Raw genomic sequence first — 14613 nt, 5'->3', positions numbered from 1 at the left:
CCAACGCAGAGTCAGAGTAGCATAAAAGACCGGCCTCAATGAGTACGGCGGGAACATAGACAGACCCCCAGCGTTTGGCCTCGGGAGGGCTACCGGCGGGTCGGCGGGCTTCTCGGCTGGCGGTTCCACAGGCTGTTCTGCAGGCGGTTCAGCGGGCTTTTCGGCGGGCGGTTCCACAGGCTTTTCGGCCGGCGGGTCAGCAGGCTTTTCTGCAGGCGGTTCCACGGGCTTTTCGGCGGGCGGTTCCAAGGGCCTTTCGGCCGGCGGTTCTACAGGCTTCTCAGTTGGCGGGTCAGCGGGCTTTTCGACCGGCGGTTCCACGGGCCGTTCAACCGCCCTGTACGCCAATTGCCATTTTTTCTCCGTGTCGGTACTGACGATCTCAAGGTTGGGTACGTAAAGCGTGAGTCCCTGCGTGACGGAACCCGGCTTGAAGTAGCTGTCCAACGTGGCCGCGGGCGCTGTCGCCAATAGCAAGGTGCCGCTGTCGTCGGCCGGGACCGGGTCGTTTACCAGGAGGGTGAGGTCCAGGCGGTTGCCGTCGCCCTGCGCCAGGGTGGCGATATGGATACTGTCGCTTTCGTGGCTTTGCGGCCTGGCGGTCATGGCGAAACGCACGCCGCTGGCAATCAGCGTGTCGACACGCAGTTCGTGCGGGGTCCAGGCCGGGCCGGGTTGCGACAATTCCACTCTTTCCGCCGACGGCAGGTGCAACAAATCGAACTCGCGGCTTTCCGTCAACCTCCAGGGCGCGGCGTCGCTCATGCTGATGAGCCACCATTGGCGCTGATCCGCGTCATGGCTGACCGCAAGGCCGCTGCGCCAGGGATCGCTTTGCGCAGGGATGTCCGAGGCATCGCTCCTGACGAAGTAGGTTTCCGGGGTGAAGAGATTCGCGTCCGTGATGGCCGGCGCACTGATCAGCAGTGTTTCCCGGGCCTGCACGGGAGGGTCGGCGGGCTCATCGCCGGCATAGGCGGCCCGCAGGCGGTTGCCGCTGCCGCTGAGCAGCGTGGTGACGGTCATTTGGTCGTGAGCGCCGCTGTAGGGGTCTGCGCGAAACACAAAGACGCTGTCGGACGCGGCGAGCGTGTCGACGGTCAGCACTGAGGAAGGGGGCGCGGACGTGGCCTGGATCTCGCGCATGGCCAAGGCGTTGCCGGAATCCGTCTGTGGCGGGAGCACGCCTTCGGCCCGGCTATTGCCACCGAAACTCAATAGCGCGTTGTCCGCCTGCAACCGGTTCAAGGCGGAGTCGCCTGTGATGAACCAATGGCTGTTTTCGTGCATCCGCATGGCGGCCTGGCTGGCTGTGACTGCGCCGGTGTAGAGCGTGGCGGCACTGCCGGGCGCGACGACGTCACCGCCGCCGAGCAGGCTGACGCTCGCGTCGTCGTCCGCGAAGATGTCGCCCAGCAGGAGGATGCCGGCGCCTGCTTCGAGGGCGCCATGGGCGCCCTGCAATCGCCATGAGGCGGCGCTGTAGGTGGTCCGCGACGCGGCATCTTGCGGCGCCGCCTGCATTGACAGGACGGCGCCCGCGCCGACCTGCACTTCGCCATCGGAGTGAAGGTTGGCGCGGCTCGTCAGCCTGGCGCTGTCGGCCAGGGCCAGCGAGGAGCGGGTGAACTCGCTGGGCTGCGTCAGCTCGGCCTGGGTCGAGGCCACGCGGATGGCGCTGTCGATGGCGTCGATGCCGCCTGCGAATTGTTGATTGATGTCGAGCGTGGATTGGTCTGCCAGTCTCACCCTGCCTTCGAAGCGGCTTTGATCGGCCTGGGCGAGCGCCTTCGACTTGCCCAGCACAGGCCGGGTCTTGACGCCATTGCCGTCTTCGAGATCGATGTAGAGTTCGTCACTGCCCAAGGTCACGCGGGAGTTGCGCGCCAGGATGTTTGCGGCGAGCGTGGCATTTCTTCCAAGGTGCAGTCCCGCGTCCGTCAGGACGAGGGATTCCATCTCGAAATGCCGTGTTTCCCAGTCGTCCTGTTTGAAGGAGACGGGTTGGGTCAACGCCGAATTGTCGCCCGTCCTGCTGAGCTTGGTGGCGATCGGCTTCTGGTTGACGGCATGGACGACGGGATGGCCCTGCAGGAAAAGTTGTCCATTGCTCTGACGCAGGGCGCCAGCGAGCCGGGTGCCGCCATCGATCACGAAATCGTTCTTCGTGCCTGGTTCGACACGGTTCACCACGTCCAGATTGCCGGTGAAATGCCCGTGCCAGATGTTGGCGATGGCGGCGGTATCAGTAGCGGCGGTATCCGTTCGATTGAAGTCGAGGTTCAGCGTCGCCTGCGGGCCGCGGTTCGTCAGGACCGCGCCCTTGTCCGCGCCATTGAGGCGGTGGACGGTGATATCGTTGCCGTTGACGTCCAGTTGGCCGCCGCGATAGCCCCATCTGACGTTGTCGGGGTTGACCTGCCCGGCATCGCCAAGAACAACGGTCGGACGGCCGCTGACGATATGGATGGCATCGAAGGCCTGGACCTTGCCGTCGGCATCGGCGCGTTGTGACAGCATGACCGTGCCGTCGCCGACGCTCAGCTCCCCGGGGTTCACGCCCACGCCATTGATTGTCAGCGTACCGGTTCCCAGTTTGTGCAGGCTGTCGGCGAGCACGCCGTTGATGCCCCAGTCGACGACGTGGTTGTCGTTGACGATAATGCCGGCGCCCATCCAGGTCTGGTTGTCGACGGGCTTGACGGTGTAGTCGTCATCGAAGGTCAGCGAGCCGGCGCCCTGGTCGACCGAATTCTGCAGGATGACGGTGCCGCCGCCGCTGAAGATGAGGTCCTTGCCGTGGTCGAGCGCCGCCGTGACGGTGCTGCCATGCCTGCCGTGCATATCCCAGGCGTTGTCTCCCTGGGTCAGGGTGCCTGTGCCCTCGGCGGCGTCATAGGACCAGATGATGTCGCCCAGGGTGGGCTGGGTGACGACCGGGGCATCGCGGTTCTTGGCCATGACGGCGTTGAACTCGTTGACGAGGATCACCACGAACGAGTTGGATGTTCCCTGGAGTTGGTTGAATGACCTGGTGACGGCGAGCAGCACCCATCGATTCTCCTTGGCGTCCCAGACAAATAGCGGCGAGCCGCTGTCTCCGGGGGTTCCGTACGACGCCATCGGGCCTTGCGCCGCGTTGTAGGTGCTGCCAGGGTTCGACACAATGCTCCAGTCGGAAATGCCGGGCGAGCCCACCGTCCCGCCAGTCCGATAGTGGTAGGCGTACTCGAGATCCGTCAGCGTGCCGGCCCGGTTCTTGACATATTGGTGCCCCGAGCCGATGGTATAGAACACGGGAAAGCGCGTCTTGTTCTGATAGGTGCCGCGCGCGGTGCCAGCGCTTGTCACGGGCATCGGCGCCACTTCGGTCACGAGCTTGACCAGGCGGGGGCTGTGGAAATCGCGTGCGTAATCGTCATTATTGCGATTGGAGAATCGATAGAGTGTATCGTCGGCATAGCCGAATTTGACGCTGCCGTACAGGGTATTGTGCTTGACGCTGACGACGTACTGCGGCGATATCAGCGTTGCGATGGCCGTCCGGTCGACGGCGCTGAAATCGGGCATGGGCGCGCGATCCAGGACGGCATAAGGGGCGCCGGTCTTGTCGTACAGCTGGATGTTTGTCGCCCCGGGCTGGAATGCGCCCTTGTTCTCGCTGAAATCGCGATAGGTCTGGTAGGGCAGGTCGGTGCCGACGATAGAGGCGTGAAGCGGGAGGGGGGCCAGCATGCAGGCCAGGATCGACGCGCCGCAGAGCGCCCGCGCTTTGCGCTGATGCTTCGAACGACTGGTCTTTTTCACGCCGCGCCGGATCTCGGCGACCGGAACGATTTGTTGCCTGGCGTTTTTCTTCAGTGCGTAGATCTTGTTCATACGGCATTCCGGTTATGGCGCCTCTCCCAGGAGCAAGGGCTGAAAAAAGGCGAGTGCGTGCGTTCGCCCCGGGCCTGAGGGCGTCGGGAGCGTCGAGAGTTCAACGGATGGAAGGGGGAGGCGCCGGCTGCGGCGCGGGCGTCAACCGGGCGAGACCGGCATCAATCGGGCCCGGCTTTCGAGCAAGGGGACGTCCAGGGCCAGTACCGCGTGGTGGTGAGGTAGCGCAGGGATCAAGGCGCCGGGTGCCGGGTCCCGGGTGGCGGCCCGCAGACGGGGCGCGGGAAGGCGGGGCGGGTCACCCGCAAGTATCCGCGGGTGCGGCCCAGGGGCGTGCGGAGCCGCTCTAGGGGCCAGTAGCTCGAGTGTCCAGTCCATGCAACGCTTTCACAATCAGGTGATCAATGGCGTTTATTGTCATGGAATAGCGTCCCACAGCGGGTCCGATAATGGCGGCGCGAGTCCTATATTGCTGCTGCGCGCTTGCCTGTTCAATCGCCGCCTGGGCGGCGGCGGATGATTTTGAAAGTGGCGGTTGCACGGGCCACCAGTTCGCCGTCGGCGCGGCGGATGTCGCCTTCACAGAAGGCGATGGAGGCGCCGCGGCGCAGGCAGCGCGCCTCGATCACCAGGTCGCCGGTGCCGGGCGACAGGAAAGTGGTGTTCATGTCGATGGTGGCCATGCCTTCGGTGGCCTCGGCCGACCCGCGCGCCGCGGCGCTCAGGGTGAAATCCAGCACGCTCATCAGGGTGCCGCCGTGCACGTCGCCGCGGCTGTTGGTCAGGTCCTGGCGCCAGGGCAGCGAGGTGCGGGCATAGGCCGGCCCGATCTGTTCGGGCACCAGGCCCAGGAAACTCATGAAGGGAATCGCCAGGCCGAAATACTCGCCCGGGGCGGGGGTTGCGGTTGCAGTCATGGAAGGGGGCGTGCGGGGATAAGAAGGACAGAAGGAAAACATGGCATTGCCGGTCATAATATCCACTTTTATGCCGCCAGCCCGCCCGGAGCCTGTGCGTGTGTCCATTTTTCCGGTGACCGTACTTTTCGTGTCCGCTGCCCCGCTTCGCCGCGTGGTCCGGATTCCCGTTTTTCCACCGCCATGAGCGACGCCAGCCGCAAGATCGTACATATCGACATGGATGCCTTCTACGCATCCGTGGAACAGCGCGACAACCCCGAACTGCGCGGCCAGCCGGTGGTGGTGGCGTGGACCGGGCCGCGCTCGGTGGTCTGCGCGGCGTCGTACGAGGCGCGCCGCTTCGGCGTGCATTCGGCCATGTCGGCGGTGCGCGCGCAGCGGCTCTGTCCGCAGGCGGTGTACGTGCCGCCCGACTTCAACCGCTATCGCGAGGTCTCGCGCCAGATCCGCCAGATCTTCGCCCGCCATACCGACCTGATCGAGCCGCTGTCGCTGGATGAGGCCTACCTGGACGTCACCGCCAACAAACTGGGATTGCCGTCGGCCACCGAGGTGGCGCAGGTGATCCGCCAGCAGATCCGCGCCGAGACCGGCCTGACCGCGTCCGCCGGGGTGGCGCCCAACAAGTTCCTGGCCAAGATCGCGTCCGACTGGAACAAGCCGGACGGCCAGTTCGTGATCCGTCCGTCCAGGGTGCTGGAATTCCTGCGGCCGCTGCCGGTGCGCAAGGTGCCGGGCGTGGGCAAGGTCACGCAGGCACGCCTGGAGCAACTGGGCATCCAGACCGTGGGCGACCTGGCCACCCATGGCGTGCAGGAACTGGAGCACTACTTCGGCCGCTATGGCCGCCGCTTGTACGAGCTGGCGCGCGGCATCGACGAGCGCGAGGTGCAGACCGACCAGCCCTTGCAGCAGGTGTCGGCGGAAACCACCTTTTCGGAGGACGTGCGGCTGGAGGCCATCGGCGATGCCATCGATCGCATGGCCGGCAAGGTCTGGGACCAGGCGCTGAAAAAGGGCGCGCTGGGGCGCACGGTGGTGCTCAAGCTCAAGACCGACCGCTTCCGCATCCTGACGCGCAGCCAGACCAGCCCGCACCCGCCGGCCTCGGCGGCCGAACTGGCGACGGTGGCCCGGCTGCTGTGCGAGCGGGTCGACCTGCCGGCGCAGACGCTGTACCGGCTGGCGGGCGTGGGCATGAGCAATTTTGCCGATCCGCAGGAGCAATCGCGCCAGCCGGATCTGTTTGGCGGGGCGTTCTGAATCCCGGGGCGTAGCGCCCCGGCGGCTATCGCCCAGCGGGTTGGGGCGAATCGCTGTCCGGCGCATTGCGCGCCGGACGATACGGCTTCAGGCGAGCCGGGCCTTGACCTGCTGCGACAGCGCGGTCATGTCGGCGCGGCCGGCCAGCGACTGCTTGAGCAGGGCCATGACCTTGCCCATGGCGGGGGCGCCGGTAACGCCCTGGGCGGCCACCTCGGCCAGCGCGGCGTCGATGGCGGCGGCCACTTCCTCGGGCGTGGCCGCTTGCGGCAGGAATTCCTGCAGCACGACCAGTTCGGCCTTTTCCTGCTCGGCGGTTTCGGTGCGGCCGGCCTGTTCGAACGCGGCGATGGATTCGCGGCGTTGCTTGACCTGCTTTTCGATGATGCCGGTGATTTCGGCGTCGGTCAGGTCGCGGCGTTCGTCCACTTCCTTCTGCTTCACCGCGGCCAGCAGGAAGCGCAGGGTGGCGAGACGCTCGGTGGCCTTGGCGCGCATGGCGTCCTTGACGGCGTCGGAGAGGCGGGTCTTGAGCGTAGCGGTGCTCATGGTTGAACCTTTGTGGTGTTGCGTCAAACGGGCAGTGTAACCGTGGGACGGCCGCCCGGGGATGGTCGGGCGGGGGGCGATCCGGTTTACTTGATGACGCTCAGGTCGCCGCGCAGCGCCACGCCGGCCACCATGGCGCCGGCATGGCATTCGTAGTCGGTCTTGCTGCTGTATTCGTTCTTGCGGTAGTAGCTGACGATGTTGGTGACGGCGTTGGCGCCGGCCTTCTTGGCGGCCTCGTGCAGGGCGATCACGGCCGATTGCGCCACCCACAGGCAGGCCTCGGCGTCTTTCTTGGCGAAGGCGTTGGTCTTGCGGTTGGTGACCACGCCGGCCTCCAGCACCTTGCCCTTGGGGCCGGTGCCCGCCAGGTAGAACTTGACACTGCCGTCGATCTTGCCGGCGGCCTGGGCGGCCTCGATGGCCGGCTGCAGCGGCAGGAAGACGGTGCGGTCCGCGGCCAGCGCCGGGGCCGAGCAGGCGATCGACAGGGCCAGGGCGCCAAACAGCTTATGGGAGACGTTCATGGGGTGCGTTCCAGGTGAGGGGTTGATAATGACTTCAGGGCCAGCGGCGGAACACCAGCGAGGTGTTGATGCCGCCGAAGGCGAAGTTGTTGTTCATGACGTATTCGTGGCTCATGCGGCGGCCTTCGCGCAGGTAATCCAGGTCGCCGCAGCGCGGATCGACGTTCCGCAGGTTGAGCGTGGGGGCATACCAGTCGCCGCGCAGCATCTCGATGCTGAACCACGATTCCAGCACGCCGCAGGCGCCCAGGGTGTGGCCCAGGTAGCTCTTTTGCGAGCTGATCGGCATGCGGGCGCCGAACAGGCTGTGGGTGGCCTGGGTCTCGGCGATGTCGCCTTGTTCCGTGGCGGTGCCGTGGCCGTTGACGTAGCCGATGGCCTCGGGCGGCAGGCCGGCGTCGGCCAGCGCCATTTCCATGGCGATGCGCATGGTGGCGGCCTCGGGGCGGGTGATGTGGGTGCCGTCCGAATTGCTGCCGAAGCCGACGATCTCCGCATGGATGCGGGCGCCGCGCGCCTGCGCGTGTTCCAGCGATTCCAGCACCAGCATGCCGCCGCCTTCGCCGATGACCAGGCCGTCGCGGTCGCGGTCGTAGGGGCGCGGCGTCAGGTCGGGCGTGTCGTTCTTCTGGCTGGTGGCATACAGGGCGTCGAACACCAGCGCTTCGCTCGGGCACAGTTCCTCGGCGCCGCCGGCCAGCATCAGGGCCTGGCGGCCGTAGCGGATGGCCTCGTAGGCGTAGCCGATGCCCTGGCTGCCCGAAGTGCAGGCGCTGGAGGTGGGGATGATGCGGCCCTTCAGTTCGAAGAAGATGCCGACGTTGGCCGCGGTGGTGTGCGGCATCATGCGCACGTACGAATTGGCGTTGAGGTCGTCGGTGACGCCGTTGAGCAGCATGTTGCCGAAGGCGCGGATCTCGGCGGTGCTGCCCACCGACGAGCCGCAGGCCACGCCCATGCGACCATCGCGGATGCTGGGGTCGCCCAGCAGGCCGGCGTCATCCAGCGCCAGTTCGGCGGCGCGCACGCTCAGTTGCGAGACGCGGCCCATGCTGCGCAACTGCTTGCGGGTCCAGTGCGCGGGCGCGCGGAAATCCTCGATCGGGCCGGCCAGGCGCGTGTTCAGTTCCTGGTAGCGCGCCCAGTCGGGCATGACGCGGATGGCGCTGCGGCCGTCGGCGAAGGCCTGGCCGATGGTGGCCCAGTCGGAACCGAGCGCGCTGATGCCGGCCATGCCGGTAATGACGACGCGTTGCATCAGCACAGCCCTCCGTTGACCGCGATGACCTGGCGCGTGATGTAGGCGGCGCCGGGCGACATCAGGAACGCGACCGTGGCCGCCACTTCCTCGGGCCGGCCCATGCGCTGGGCCGGGATGGCCTTGAGGATTTCCTCGACCGGCACGTGCTCGTCGATCATGTCGGTGTCGATCAGGCCGGGCGCCACGCAGTTGACGGTGATCTGGCGCTTGGCCAGCTCCACCGCCAGGGCCTTGGCGGCGCCGATCAGGCCGGCCTTGGAGGCGCTGTAGTTGACCTGGCCGCGATTGCCGACCAGCCCGGAGACCGAGGCCATGCAGACCACCCGGCCGGGCGCGCGGCGCCGGATCATGGGCATCGCCAGCGGGCTGAGCACGTTGTAGAAGCCGTCCAGGTTGGTGCGCAGCACCTGGTCCCAGTCGTCGCCGGTCAGGGCGGGAAAGGCGCCGTCGCGGGTCAGGCCGGCGTTGAGCACGACGCCGTAATAGGCACCGTGGGCCTCGACGTCGGCCTGCAGCACGGCGGCGCATTGCGCGCGGTCGGCCACGTCGAATTGCAGCACGCGCGCCTGGCGGCCGCGGGCGGCGACTTCGGCCTGTACGGTTTCTGCCTGGGCGCGCTGCTGGCGGCAGTGCAGCACCAGGTCATGGCCGGCGTCGGCCAGGGCCAGCGCGATGGCGCGGCCGATGCCGCGGCTGGAGCCGGTGACGAGAATGGGAGCGGCGCTCATTGGGGCGTATCTTCCTGGATGAAAACGTTGGGGTCCTTGGGTTGATAGACGTTGAGCCGGGCGCTCGCCAGTTGGCGTTCGCCGTCGCGCAGTTCGCATTCGAATACGCTCATGCCGCTGTCGTCGATGAACCCGCGTTGCACGTGGACGGAGAGGACGGCGCCGGCCGGCAATGCGTCGACCTGGCAGTCGTAGCGGCGCGTGCCCAGCAGGAAGCCGAGCTTGACCTCGGCGCCCGCCAGGCGCGCCTGGCAACCGGCCCAGGCGCCGACGGCCTGGGCCATCAGTTCCAGGCCGAGCCAGGGCGGCAGCGCGCCGTCGGGCAGGGAGTAGGGGCCGGGGCGCACCACGGCGCGCGCCGTCAGGCTGTCGGCATCGTGCGCCAGCACCTCGTCGATCAGGATCATGTCGCCGGCGTGCGGCAGCAGGCTGGCGATGGGCCATGGGCTCATGCGGCACTCCCCAGGATCAGGCTGGCGTTGTTGCCGCCGAAGGCGAAGGAATTGCTCATGGCGATGCGGCGGCGGCCGGCGGGGTAGCGGTGCGCCGCGGTACTGAAAGCCAGCGCTGGCAGCGCCGGGTCGGGCGCGCCGTCCCAGACGTGCGGCAGCAGGCGGCCGTCGGTGTTGGCCGGGACCAGGGTGGCCCAGGCCAGCGCGGCCTCGAGCGCGCCGGCCGCGCCCAGCGTGTGGCCGGTCAGCGGCTTGGTGGAGGCGCAGGGCACGGTCTGCTGGAACAGGGTGTGCACGGCCAGGCTTTCCATGGCGTCGTTGTGCGCGGTGCCGGTGCCGTGCAGATTGATCCAGCCGATGTCGGCGGCGGCCAGGCCGGCGGACCGCAGGGCGGCGCGCATGGCTTGCAGGGCGCCGGCGCCGCTCGGCTCGGGAGCGGACATGTGCCAGGCATCGGAGCTGGCGCCGCCGCCCAGCAGGGCCACTTCGGCGCCGTCGGCGTGGTCGCGCTGCATCAGGAACAGCACGCCCGCCTCGCCGATGTTGATGCCGCGGCGGTTGGCGGAAAATGGCAGGCAGAGCGCGTCGTCCACCGCCTCCAGCGTGGCGAAGCCGTTGATGGTGAGCCGGCACAGCGTGTCGGCGCCGCCGCAGACCACCGCGTCGCACAGGCCCAACGCCAGCAGGCGGCGCGCGGACAGCAACGCACGGGCGCTGGAGGTGCAGGCGGTGGACAGGGTGTAGGCCGGTCCGGTCGCGCCCAGCCAGTCGGCCAGGAAGGCCGCCGGCGAAGACAGCACCTGGCGCCGGTAGTCGTAGCCGTCGGGCCAGGCGCCGTGCGCGGCCAGGTCCCGGAACGCCGGCGCGTTGTCGTTCACGCCTGAAGTGCTGGTGCCCAGCACCACCGCCACGCGATGGGCGCCGTGGCGGGCGATGGCGCCGCGCAGCAGGGGCTCGATCTGGTGCGCGGCGGCCAGCAGCAATTGGTTGTTGCGGCTGTGGTGGTGGCTGGCAATGGTGTCGGCGATGGCCGGCAGCGGGTCGGTGATGGCGCCCAGCGTGAGCGCGCGGTCCGTCACCCAGCCAGACAGGCGGCGCATGCCGCCGGTGTCGCCGGCGAAGGCGGCCGCGGCCACGGCATCGATGCCGGCGCCAAGCGCGCAGACCACGCCCGGACGGCTCAGCCAGGAGGTCGTCATGGTTGCTCCTTGAGGGGCGAGACGCGCCACAGCGTGCCGGCGGCGTCGCGGATTTCGAGGGCGCCGACCGGCTGGCCGGCGGGCCAGCGCACCTGCCAGCGCGCATGGCCCGCCTGCAGCAATTCGCGTTCGGCCGTGCCGTCGGCGGCGCGGCTGGCGCGCCAGTTGCCGGCGCCGTAGGCCGCATCCAGCCCGGCCTCGGGGGTCCAGGCGAACACCAGCGCGGCGAACAGGTCGCGCGCCTGGCCGTTGGGCCGCAGGAAGCCGTCGTTGCGCCAATGCCCGTTTTCGAGCATCTGGCGCGCCTGCGGCACGCCCATCGGATCGAACAGCGACCAGCGCGTGGCGGCGTCTTCGCGCTGCACCACCAGCAGCGTGTCCTGCTGGGGTTGGCCGGGGCTGGCCTGGACCACATGCAACTGGCGCGGTAGCGCGAACGCGGCCGGTTGCGTGGGCACCGGCGGCGCGCCGGCACAACCGGCCAGCAGGGTCAGCGCCAGCGCGACGCTGGCGGCGCGGCGGGGCGAGAAGGGGAGGAAGGCAGGCATCATCGGCGACCCTGTCAGGCCGGTTGCGGCGCGGCGCCCGGCGCGCGGCATAGTTCGCTCAGCATGCGCAGGCGGCGCTGCGGACTGGCGACGAAGGGGTTGCGGGTATCCCAGGCGTAGCCGGCCAGGATCGAACTGATCATGCGGCGGATTTCCGGCTGCGCGTCCTGGTAGAAGACCACGTCCTGGAATTCGCCGCTGTACCAGCCCTGCACGTAGGCGCGAAAGGTTTCCACGCCCACCATCAGCGGATCGGCGAAGTCGCTTTGCCAGTCGACCGTCGCGCCGCCCAGTTGCCGGTGCAGCGCGTCGGCCGCCAGCTTGGCGGAGCGCAGCGCGATGGTGACGCCGGACGAGAACACCGGATCGAGGAATTCGGCGGCGTTGCCCAGCAGGGCGTAGCCGGGTCCATGCAGGCGCGTGACGCTGGCGGAATAGCCGCCGATGGTGTTGGCCGGGGTGTCCCAGACGGCGTTGCGCAGTATCCGCCGAAGGTTGGGGGCGGCGTCGGCCATGGCGCGCAGGGTGGCCATCAGGTCGGCGTCGAGGCCGCCGAACAGGTCCTGGCCGCCGACTACCCCGAACGAGCTGCGGCCATCGGAGAACGGGATCAGCCAGTACCAGATGCCACGCTGCTCCGGATGCACGCTGATCAGGATCTTGTCGCGATCGAAGCCGGCAGCGTCGATGCGGTCTTCGATGTGGGTGAAGATGGCCTTGCGCGGCGGCATCGACGACGGCTGTTCCAGGTCGAGCAGGCGTGCCAGCACGCGGCCATAGCCGCTGGCGTCCAGCACGAATCGGCCGCGCACGTGATAGGGCTGTCCCTGCGGCCCGCGCACGGTGAGCAACGGGCCGTCGCCGCCGAAGTCGGCGGCGATGACTTCCTGCTGGTAACGCACCTCGACCCCCTGGCGCGCGGCGTCGTCGGCCAGCACCTTGTCGAAGCGGGCGCGCTGTACCTGGAAGGTGGTGCCGGGCCCCGGGCTGAACTTGTCGCGGAAGTCGAAGTGGGTGTATTGGTCGCCGCGGGCGAAGGCGGCGCCGTTCTTGACCTGGAAGCCGGCGGCCTGCACCGCCGGCATCATGCCGGCCTCTTCGATGTACTCCAGGCAATGGGCCAGCAGGCTTTCACCGATCGAGAAGCGTGGAAATTGCTGGCGCTCCAGCACCAGCACGTCATGGCCGTGGCGCTTCAGCAACGCGGCGGCCACGGCCCCGGCGGGGCCTGCCCCGATGACAACGACTTCCCGATACTCCATGCTCGATGCTTCCTAGAATGATCACTCGCAAGACAAGAACTCAGGCTTGGCGCGGCGGCCGGACCCACGGCGCCCACAGCAGCGAAAAGCCCACGCCCAGCGCCACCGCCATGCCGAAGTTGGCAATGGCCGGCGTGCGGCTAGCGGCCAGCAGGCCGAAAGACAGCAGGGTGGTGAGCGCGCCCAGCATGATGCCCACCAGGCTGGCCGCCGCGCCGGCGACCCGCTCATACATGAAGATGGCGTAGTCCACGCCGATGGCCGACACCAGCAGCAGGCCGAACAGGCTGAACAGGGTCAGCGGCTGCCCCAGGTAGCCCAGGGCCGCCAGGCTGCAGGCGGTCGCCGCCAGCGGCACGGCCAGGATGCGCCAGGTGGCCGCGCGCCCCAGCGTCAGGCACAGCAGCGCCGCCGCGACCAGGTACGACAGCAGCTTGAGTTCGGCGGCCTCGATGCGGGTGGCGGTGAACATGCGGTTCAGTTCGCCGCTGCGGTCCACCAGCATGACGCCGGGCGCGGCCTGTGCGATGGCGGCCAGCGCGGCGGGGTCGCGCAGGCCCTGCAGCGTGATCATGCCGGCGGCCTCGCCGTCGTGCTGGCCCAGCCACAGGCCGCGCCAGCGCTCGCCGGCCTGGCCCTGCATGGCGGCGTCGATGGTGACCGGGGGCAATGCCGCCAGCGCCAGCAATTCGTGTCGCAGTGCGTCGAAGGGGATGCCAAGGTCGGTGAGGGCCCGCCAGGCCGCGGGCCGCGCGGCCAGGGCGCCAAGCGCGGCGGCCAGGTCGCGCTGGTCGGCCTGCGGCGTCACCCGTTGGCTCAGGGCGTCATAGGCCTGCAGCGTGCCCGCGGCGATCTGCACGTCCAGGGCCTGGCCAACCCGCGCCTGGCGGCGCAGCAATTCGTCCGTGTCGGGCGCGCGCACCAGGAAGAACTGGCTGGTGGGCGTGATGCCGGTGATTTCGCCGATCTGGCGTGCCTGCTGCAGCAGCGGCGCCGGCAGGCTCAGCCATTGCCGCAGATCGTCCTGGACGCCGAGCCGGCCCAGGCCGCCGGCGACGATGGCCGCCAGCAGCAGGCCGCCGATTCCCAGGGCTAGGCGGCGGCCGGCCAGCCGCTCGCGCGCGCGCAGCGCGGCCTCGGCGAAGCGCAGCAGCGGCGGCCAGGGGCGGGGATCGAAACGCGCCATCCAGGCCGGCAACTGGCACACGGTGCAGGCGTAGGCCGCGAGCAGGCCGGCGGCGGAAAACACCGCGGTCTGGGTCAGGGCGGGAAAGGGCGTGAACGCCAGCGCGACATAACCGACGAGACTGGCGGCCAGGCTGATGGTCAGGCCGGGCAGCACGCGGCGCAGGGCGGGCCACGCGCGCCAATCGGGCATGCCGTAGCTCTTGCCCAGCCAGTGCAGGGGAAAGTCGACCGCGACGCCGATCAGGCTGGCGCCGATCACCAGCGTCAAGATGTGGATGGACCCGAACACCGCTACGCAGGCGACCGTGCCGGCCAGCAGACCCACGGCCACCGGCGCCAGCGCCAGCAAGGCGCGCCAGCGGCGCAACGCCAGCAGCAGCACGAGGACGATGCCGGCCATTGCGATGCCGCCGATCCAGCCGCTTTCGGCCACCGCCTGGGCGCGGCCCGCGGCGGCATAGAGCGGGCCGCCCGCCACCAGCAGGTCGGCGCCGCCGGCCGCCAGGGCCGGGCGGTCGCTGGCGATCTGGGCGGCGATGCGCGCCGGCGCGGCGCTGTCGAAGGCATCGCCGCGGGTGGCGGCGCGCACCAGCACCCAGGCGCGGCCATCGTGTTCGGCCAGCAGCGTGCCGGTGTCCAGGTCGTACCGCACCGTGCCGCCAGGACGCAGCGCCTGCTCGGCCAGCCGCGCCAGGCCGAGCAGGTCCTGGTCGAGCGGCACGACGCTGGACGAGGAGAACGGGTCGACCAGTTCGCGCGCGCGGCGCTGGGCGTAGCCTGTAGGGTCGGCCAGCAATTGCTGGCGCTGCGCCGCCGGCAGCAGCGCCAGGCGATTGG

The 14613-nt window shown here is 68.9% G+C and carries 12 protein-coding genes; 1 reads left to right on the top strand and 11 read right to left on the bottom strand.

Annotated features, from left to right (window positions below):
* Together AC6LKG_RS25145 and AC6LKG_RS25140 are read right to left on the bottom strand one after the other, a co-directional pair.
* Positions 1 to 3879: S6 family peptidase (locus AC6LKG_RS25145; RefSeq protein ID WP_498169457.1), on the bottom strand; the 3879-nt coding region annotated here is incomplete at its 3' end.
* Positions 3880 to 4370: 491 nt separating this feature from the next.
* Positions 4371 to 4796 (bottom strand): PaaI family thioesterase, encoded by a 426-nt coding sequence (locus tag AC6LKG_RS25140; RefSeq protein ID WP_498169456.1) that lies wholly within the window; start codon positions 4794 to 4796, stop codon positions 4371 to 4373.
* 183 nt (positions 4797 to 4979) lie between these two features.
* On the opposite strand from AC6LKG_RS25140, the gene dinB reads away from it, so the two are divergent.
* Entirely contained in the window at positions 4980 to 6062 is a 1083-nt protein-coding gene (gene dinB / locus AC6LKG_RS25135; protein ID WP_498169453.1) for a DNA polymerase IV, read from the top strand.
* Positions 6063 to 6149: 87 nt separating this feature from the next.
* Here dinB and AC6LKG_RS25130 read toward each other — a convergent pair whose 3' ends face one another.
* The 9 genes from AC6LKG_RS25130 to AC6LKG_RS25090 form a co-directional block, all read right to left on the bottom strand.
* Positions 6150 to 6611, bottom strand: a complete 462-nt coding sequence (locus tag AC6LKG_RS25130; RefSeq protein WP_498169450.1) for a GatB/YqeY domain-containing protein — start codon at positions 6609 to 6611, stop codon at positions 6150 to 6152.
* An 86-nt stretch (positions 6612 to 6697) separates the two neighbouring features.
* Positions 6698 to 7138 carry an excinuclease gene (locus AC6LKG_RS25125; protein WP_498169447.1) on the bottom strand — a complete coding sequence of 147 codons (441 nt, stop codon included), beginning with the start codon at positions 7136 to 7138 and terminating at the stop codon, positions 6698 to 6700.
* A 34-nt stretch (positions 7139 to 7172) separates the two neighbouring features.
* Positions 7173 to 8396: a beta-ketoacyl-ACP synthase gene (locus AC6LKG_RS25120; protein WP_049074914.1), complete on the bottom strand. Its 1224-nt coding sequence runs from the start codon at positions 8394 to 8396 to the stop codon at positions 7173 to 7175.
* Positions 8396 to 9127: a 3-oxoacyl-ACP reductase FabG gene (fabG, locus tag AC6LKG_RS25115; protein ID WP_049074911.1), complete on the bottom strand. Its 732-nt coding sequence runs from the start codon at positions 9125 to 9127 to the stop codon at positions 8396 to 8398. Before fabG ends, AC6LKG_RS25120 begins: the two co-directional genes overlap by 1 nt.
* Positions 9124 to 9579: a hotdog family protein gene (locus tag AC6LKG_RS25110; protein WP_498169443.1), complete on the bottom strand. Its 456-nt coding sequence runs from the start codon at positions 9577 to 9579 to the stop codon at positions 9124 to 9126. The genes fabG and AC6LKG_RS25110 overlap by 4 nt, the downstream gene beginning before the upstream one ends.
* Positions 9576 to 10778 (bottom strand): beta-ketoacyl-ACP synthase, encoded by a 1203-nt coding sequence (locus tag AC6LKG_RS25105; protein ID WP_498169440.1) that lies wholly within the window; start codon positions 10776 to 10778, stop codon positions 9576 to 9578. The genes AC6LKG_RS25110 and AC6LKG_RS25105 overlap by 4 nt, the downstream gene beginning before the upstream one ends.
* Complete coding sequence (locus tag AC6LKG_RS25100; RefSeq protein ID WP_498169437.1) at positions 10775 to 11326, bottom strand: DUF3261 domain-containing protein; 552 nt, start codon at positions 11324 to 11326, stop codon at positions 10775 to 10777. Before AC6LKG_RS25100 ends, AC6LKG_RS25105 begins: the two co-directional genes overlap by 4 nt.
* Positions 11327 to 11340: 14 nt before the next feature.
* On the bottom strand, positions 11341 to 12588 hold the full coding sequence (locus tag AC6LKG_RS25095; RefSeq protein WP_498169435.1) for an NAD(P)/FAD-dependent oxidoreductase: 1248 nt from the start codon (positions 12586 to 12588) through the stop codon (positions 11341 to 11343).
* A 40-nt stretch (positions 12589 to 12628) separates the two neighbouring features.
* Positions 12629 to 14605 (bottom strand): MMPL family transporter, encoded by a 1977-nt coding sequence (locus AC6LKG_RS25090; RefSeq protein ID WP_498169460.1) that lies wholly within the window; start codon positions 14603 to 14605, stop codon positions 12629 to 12631.
* Positions 14606 to 14613: the final 8 nt, after the last annotated feature.

It is taken from the genome of Achromobacter sp. 46006 (assembly GCF_059761975.1).
The sequence above is the reverse complement of the archived record's forward strand: the minus strand, read 5'-3'. Positions and strand labels throughout refer to the sequence as shown.

What these genes read in the sequence shown, in the direction of transcription:
- AC6LKG_RS25140 (WP_498169456.1), bottom strand. Translation starts at nt 4,796, where the DNA reads ATGACTGCAACCGCAACCCCCGCCCCGGGCGAGTATTTCGGCCTGGCG.
- dinB (WP_498169453.1), top strand. Translation starts at nt 4,980, where the DNA reads ATGAGCGACGCCAGCCGCAAGATCGTACATATCGACATGGATGCCTTC.
- AC6LKG_RS25130 (WP_498169450.1), bottom strand. Translation starts at nt 6,611, where the DNA reads ATGAGCACCGCTACGCTCAAGACCCGCCTCTCCGACGCCGTCAAGGAC.
- AC6LKG_RS25125 (WP_498169447.1), bottom strand. Translation starts at nt 7,138, where the DNA reads ATGAACGTCTCCCATAAGCTGTTTGGCGCCCTGGCCCTGTCGATCGCC.
- AC6LKG_RS25120 (WP_049074914.1), bottom strand. Translation starts at nt 8,396, where the DNA reads ATGCAACGCGTCGTCATTACCGGCATGGCCGGCATCAGCGCGCTCGGT.
- fabG (WP_049074911.1), bottom strand. Translation starts at nt 9,127, where the DNA reads ATGAGCGCCGCTCCCATTCTCGTCACCGGCTCCAGCCGCGGCATCGGC.
- AC6LKG_RS25110 (WP_498169443.1), bottom strand. Translation starts at nt 9,579, where the DNA reads ATGAGCCCATGGCCCATCGCCAGCCTGCTGCCGCACGCCGGCGACATG.
- AC6LKG_RS25105 (WP_498169440.1), bottom strand. Translation starts at nt 10,778, where the DNA reads ATGACGACCTCCTGGCTGAGCCGTCCGGGCGTGGTCTGCGCGCTTGGC.
- AC6LKG_RS25100 (WP_498169437.1), bottom strand. Translation starts at nt 11,326, where the DNA reads ATGCCTGCCTTCCTCCCCTTCTCGCCCCGCCGCGCCGCCAGCGTCGCG.
- AC6LKG_RS25095 (WP_498169435.1), bottom strand. Translation starts at nt 12,588, where the DNA reads ATGGAGTATCGGGAAGTCGTTGTCATCGGGGCAGGCCCCGCCGGGGCC.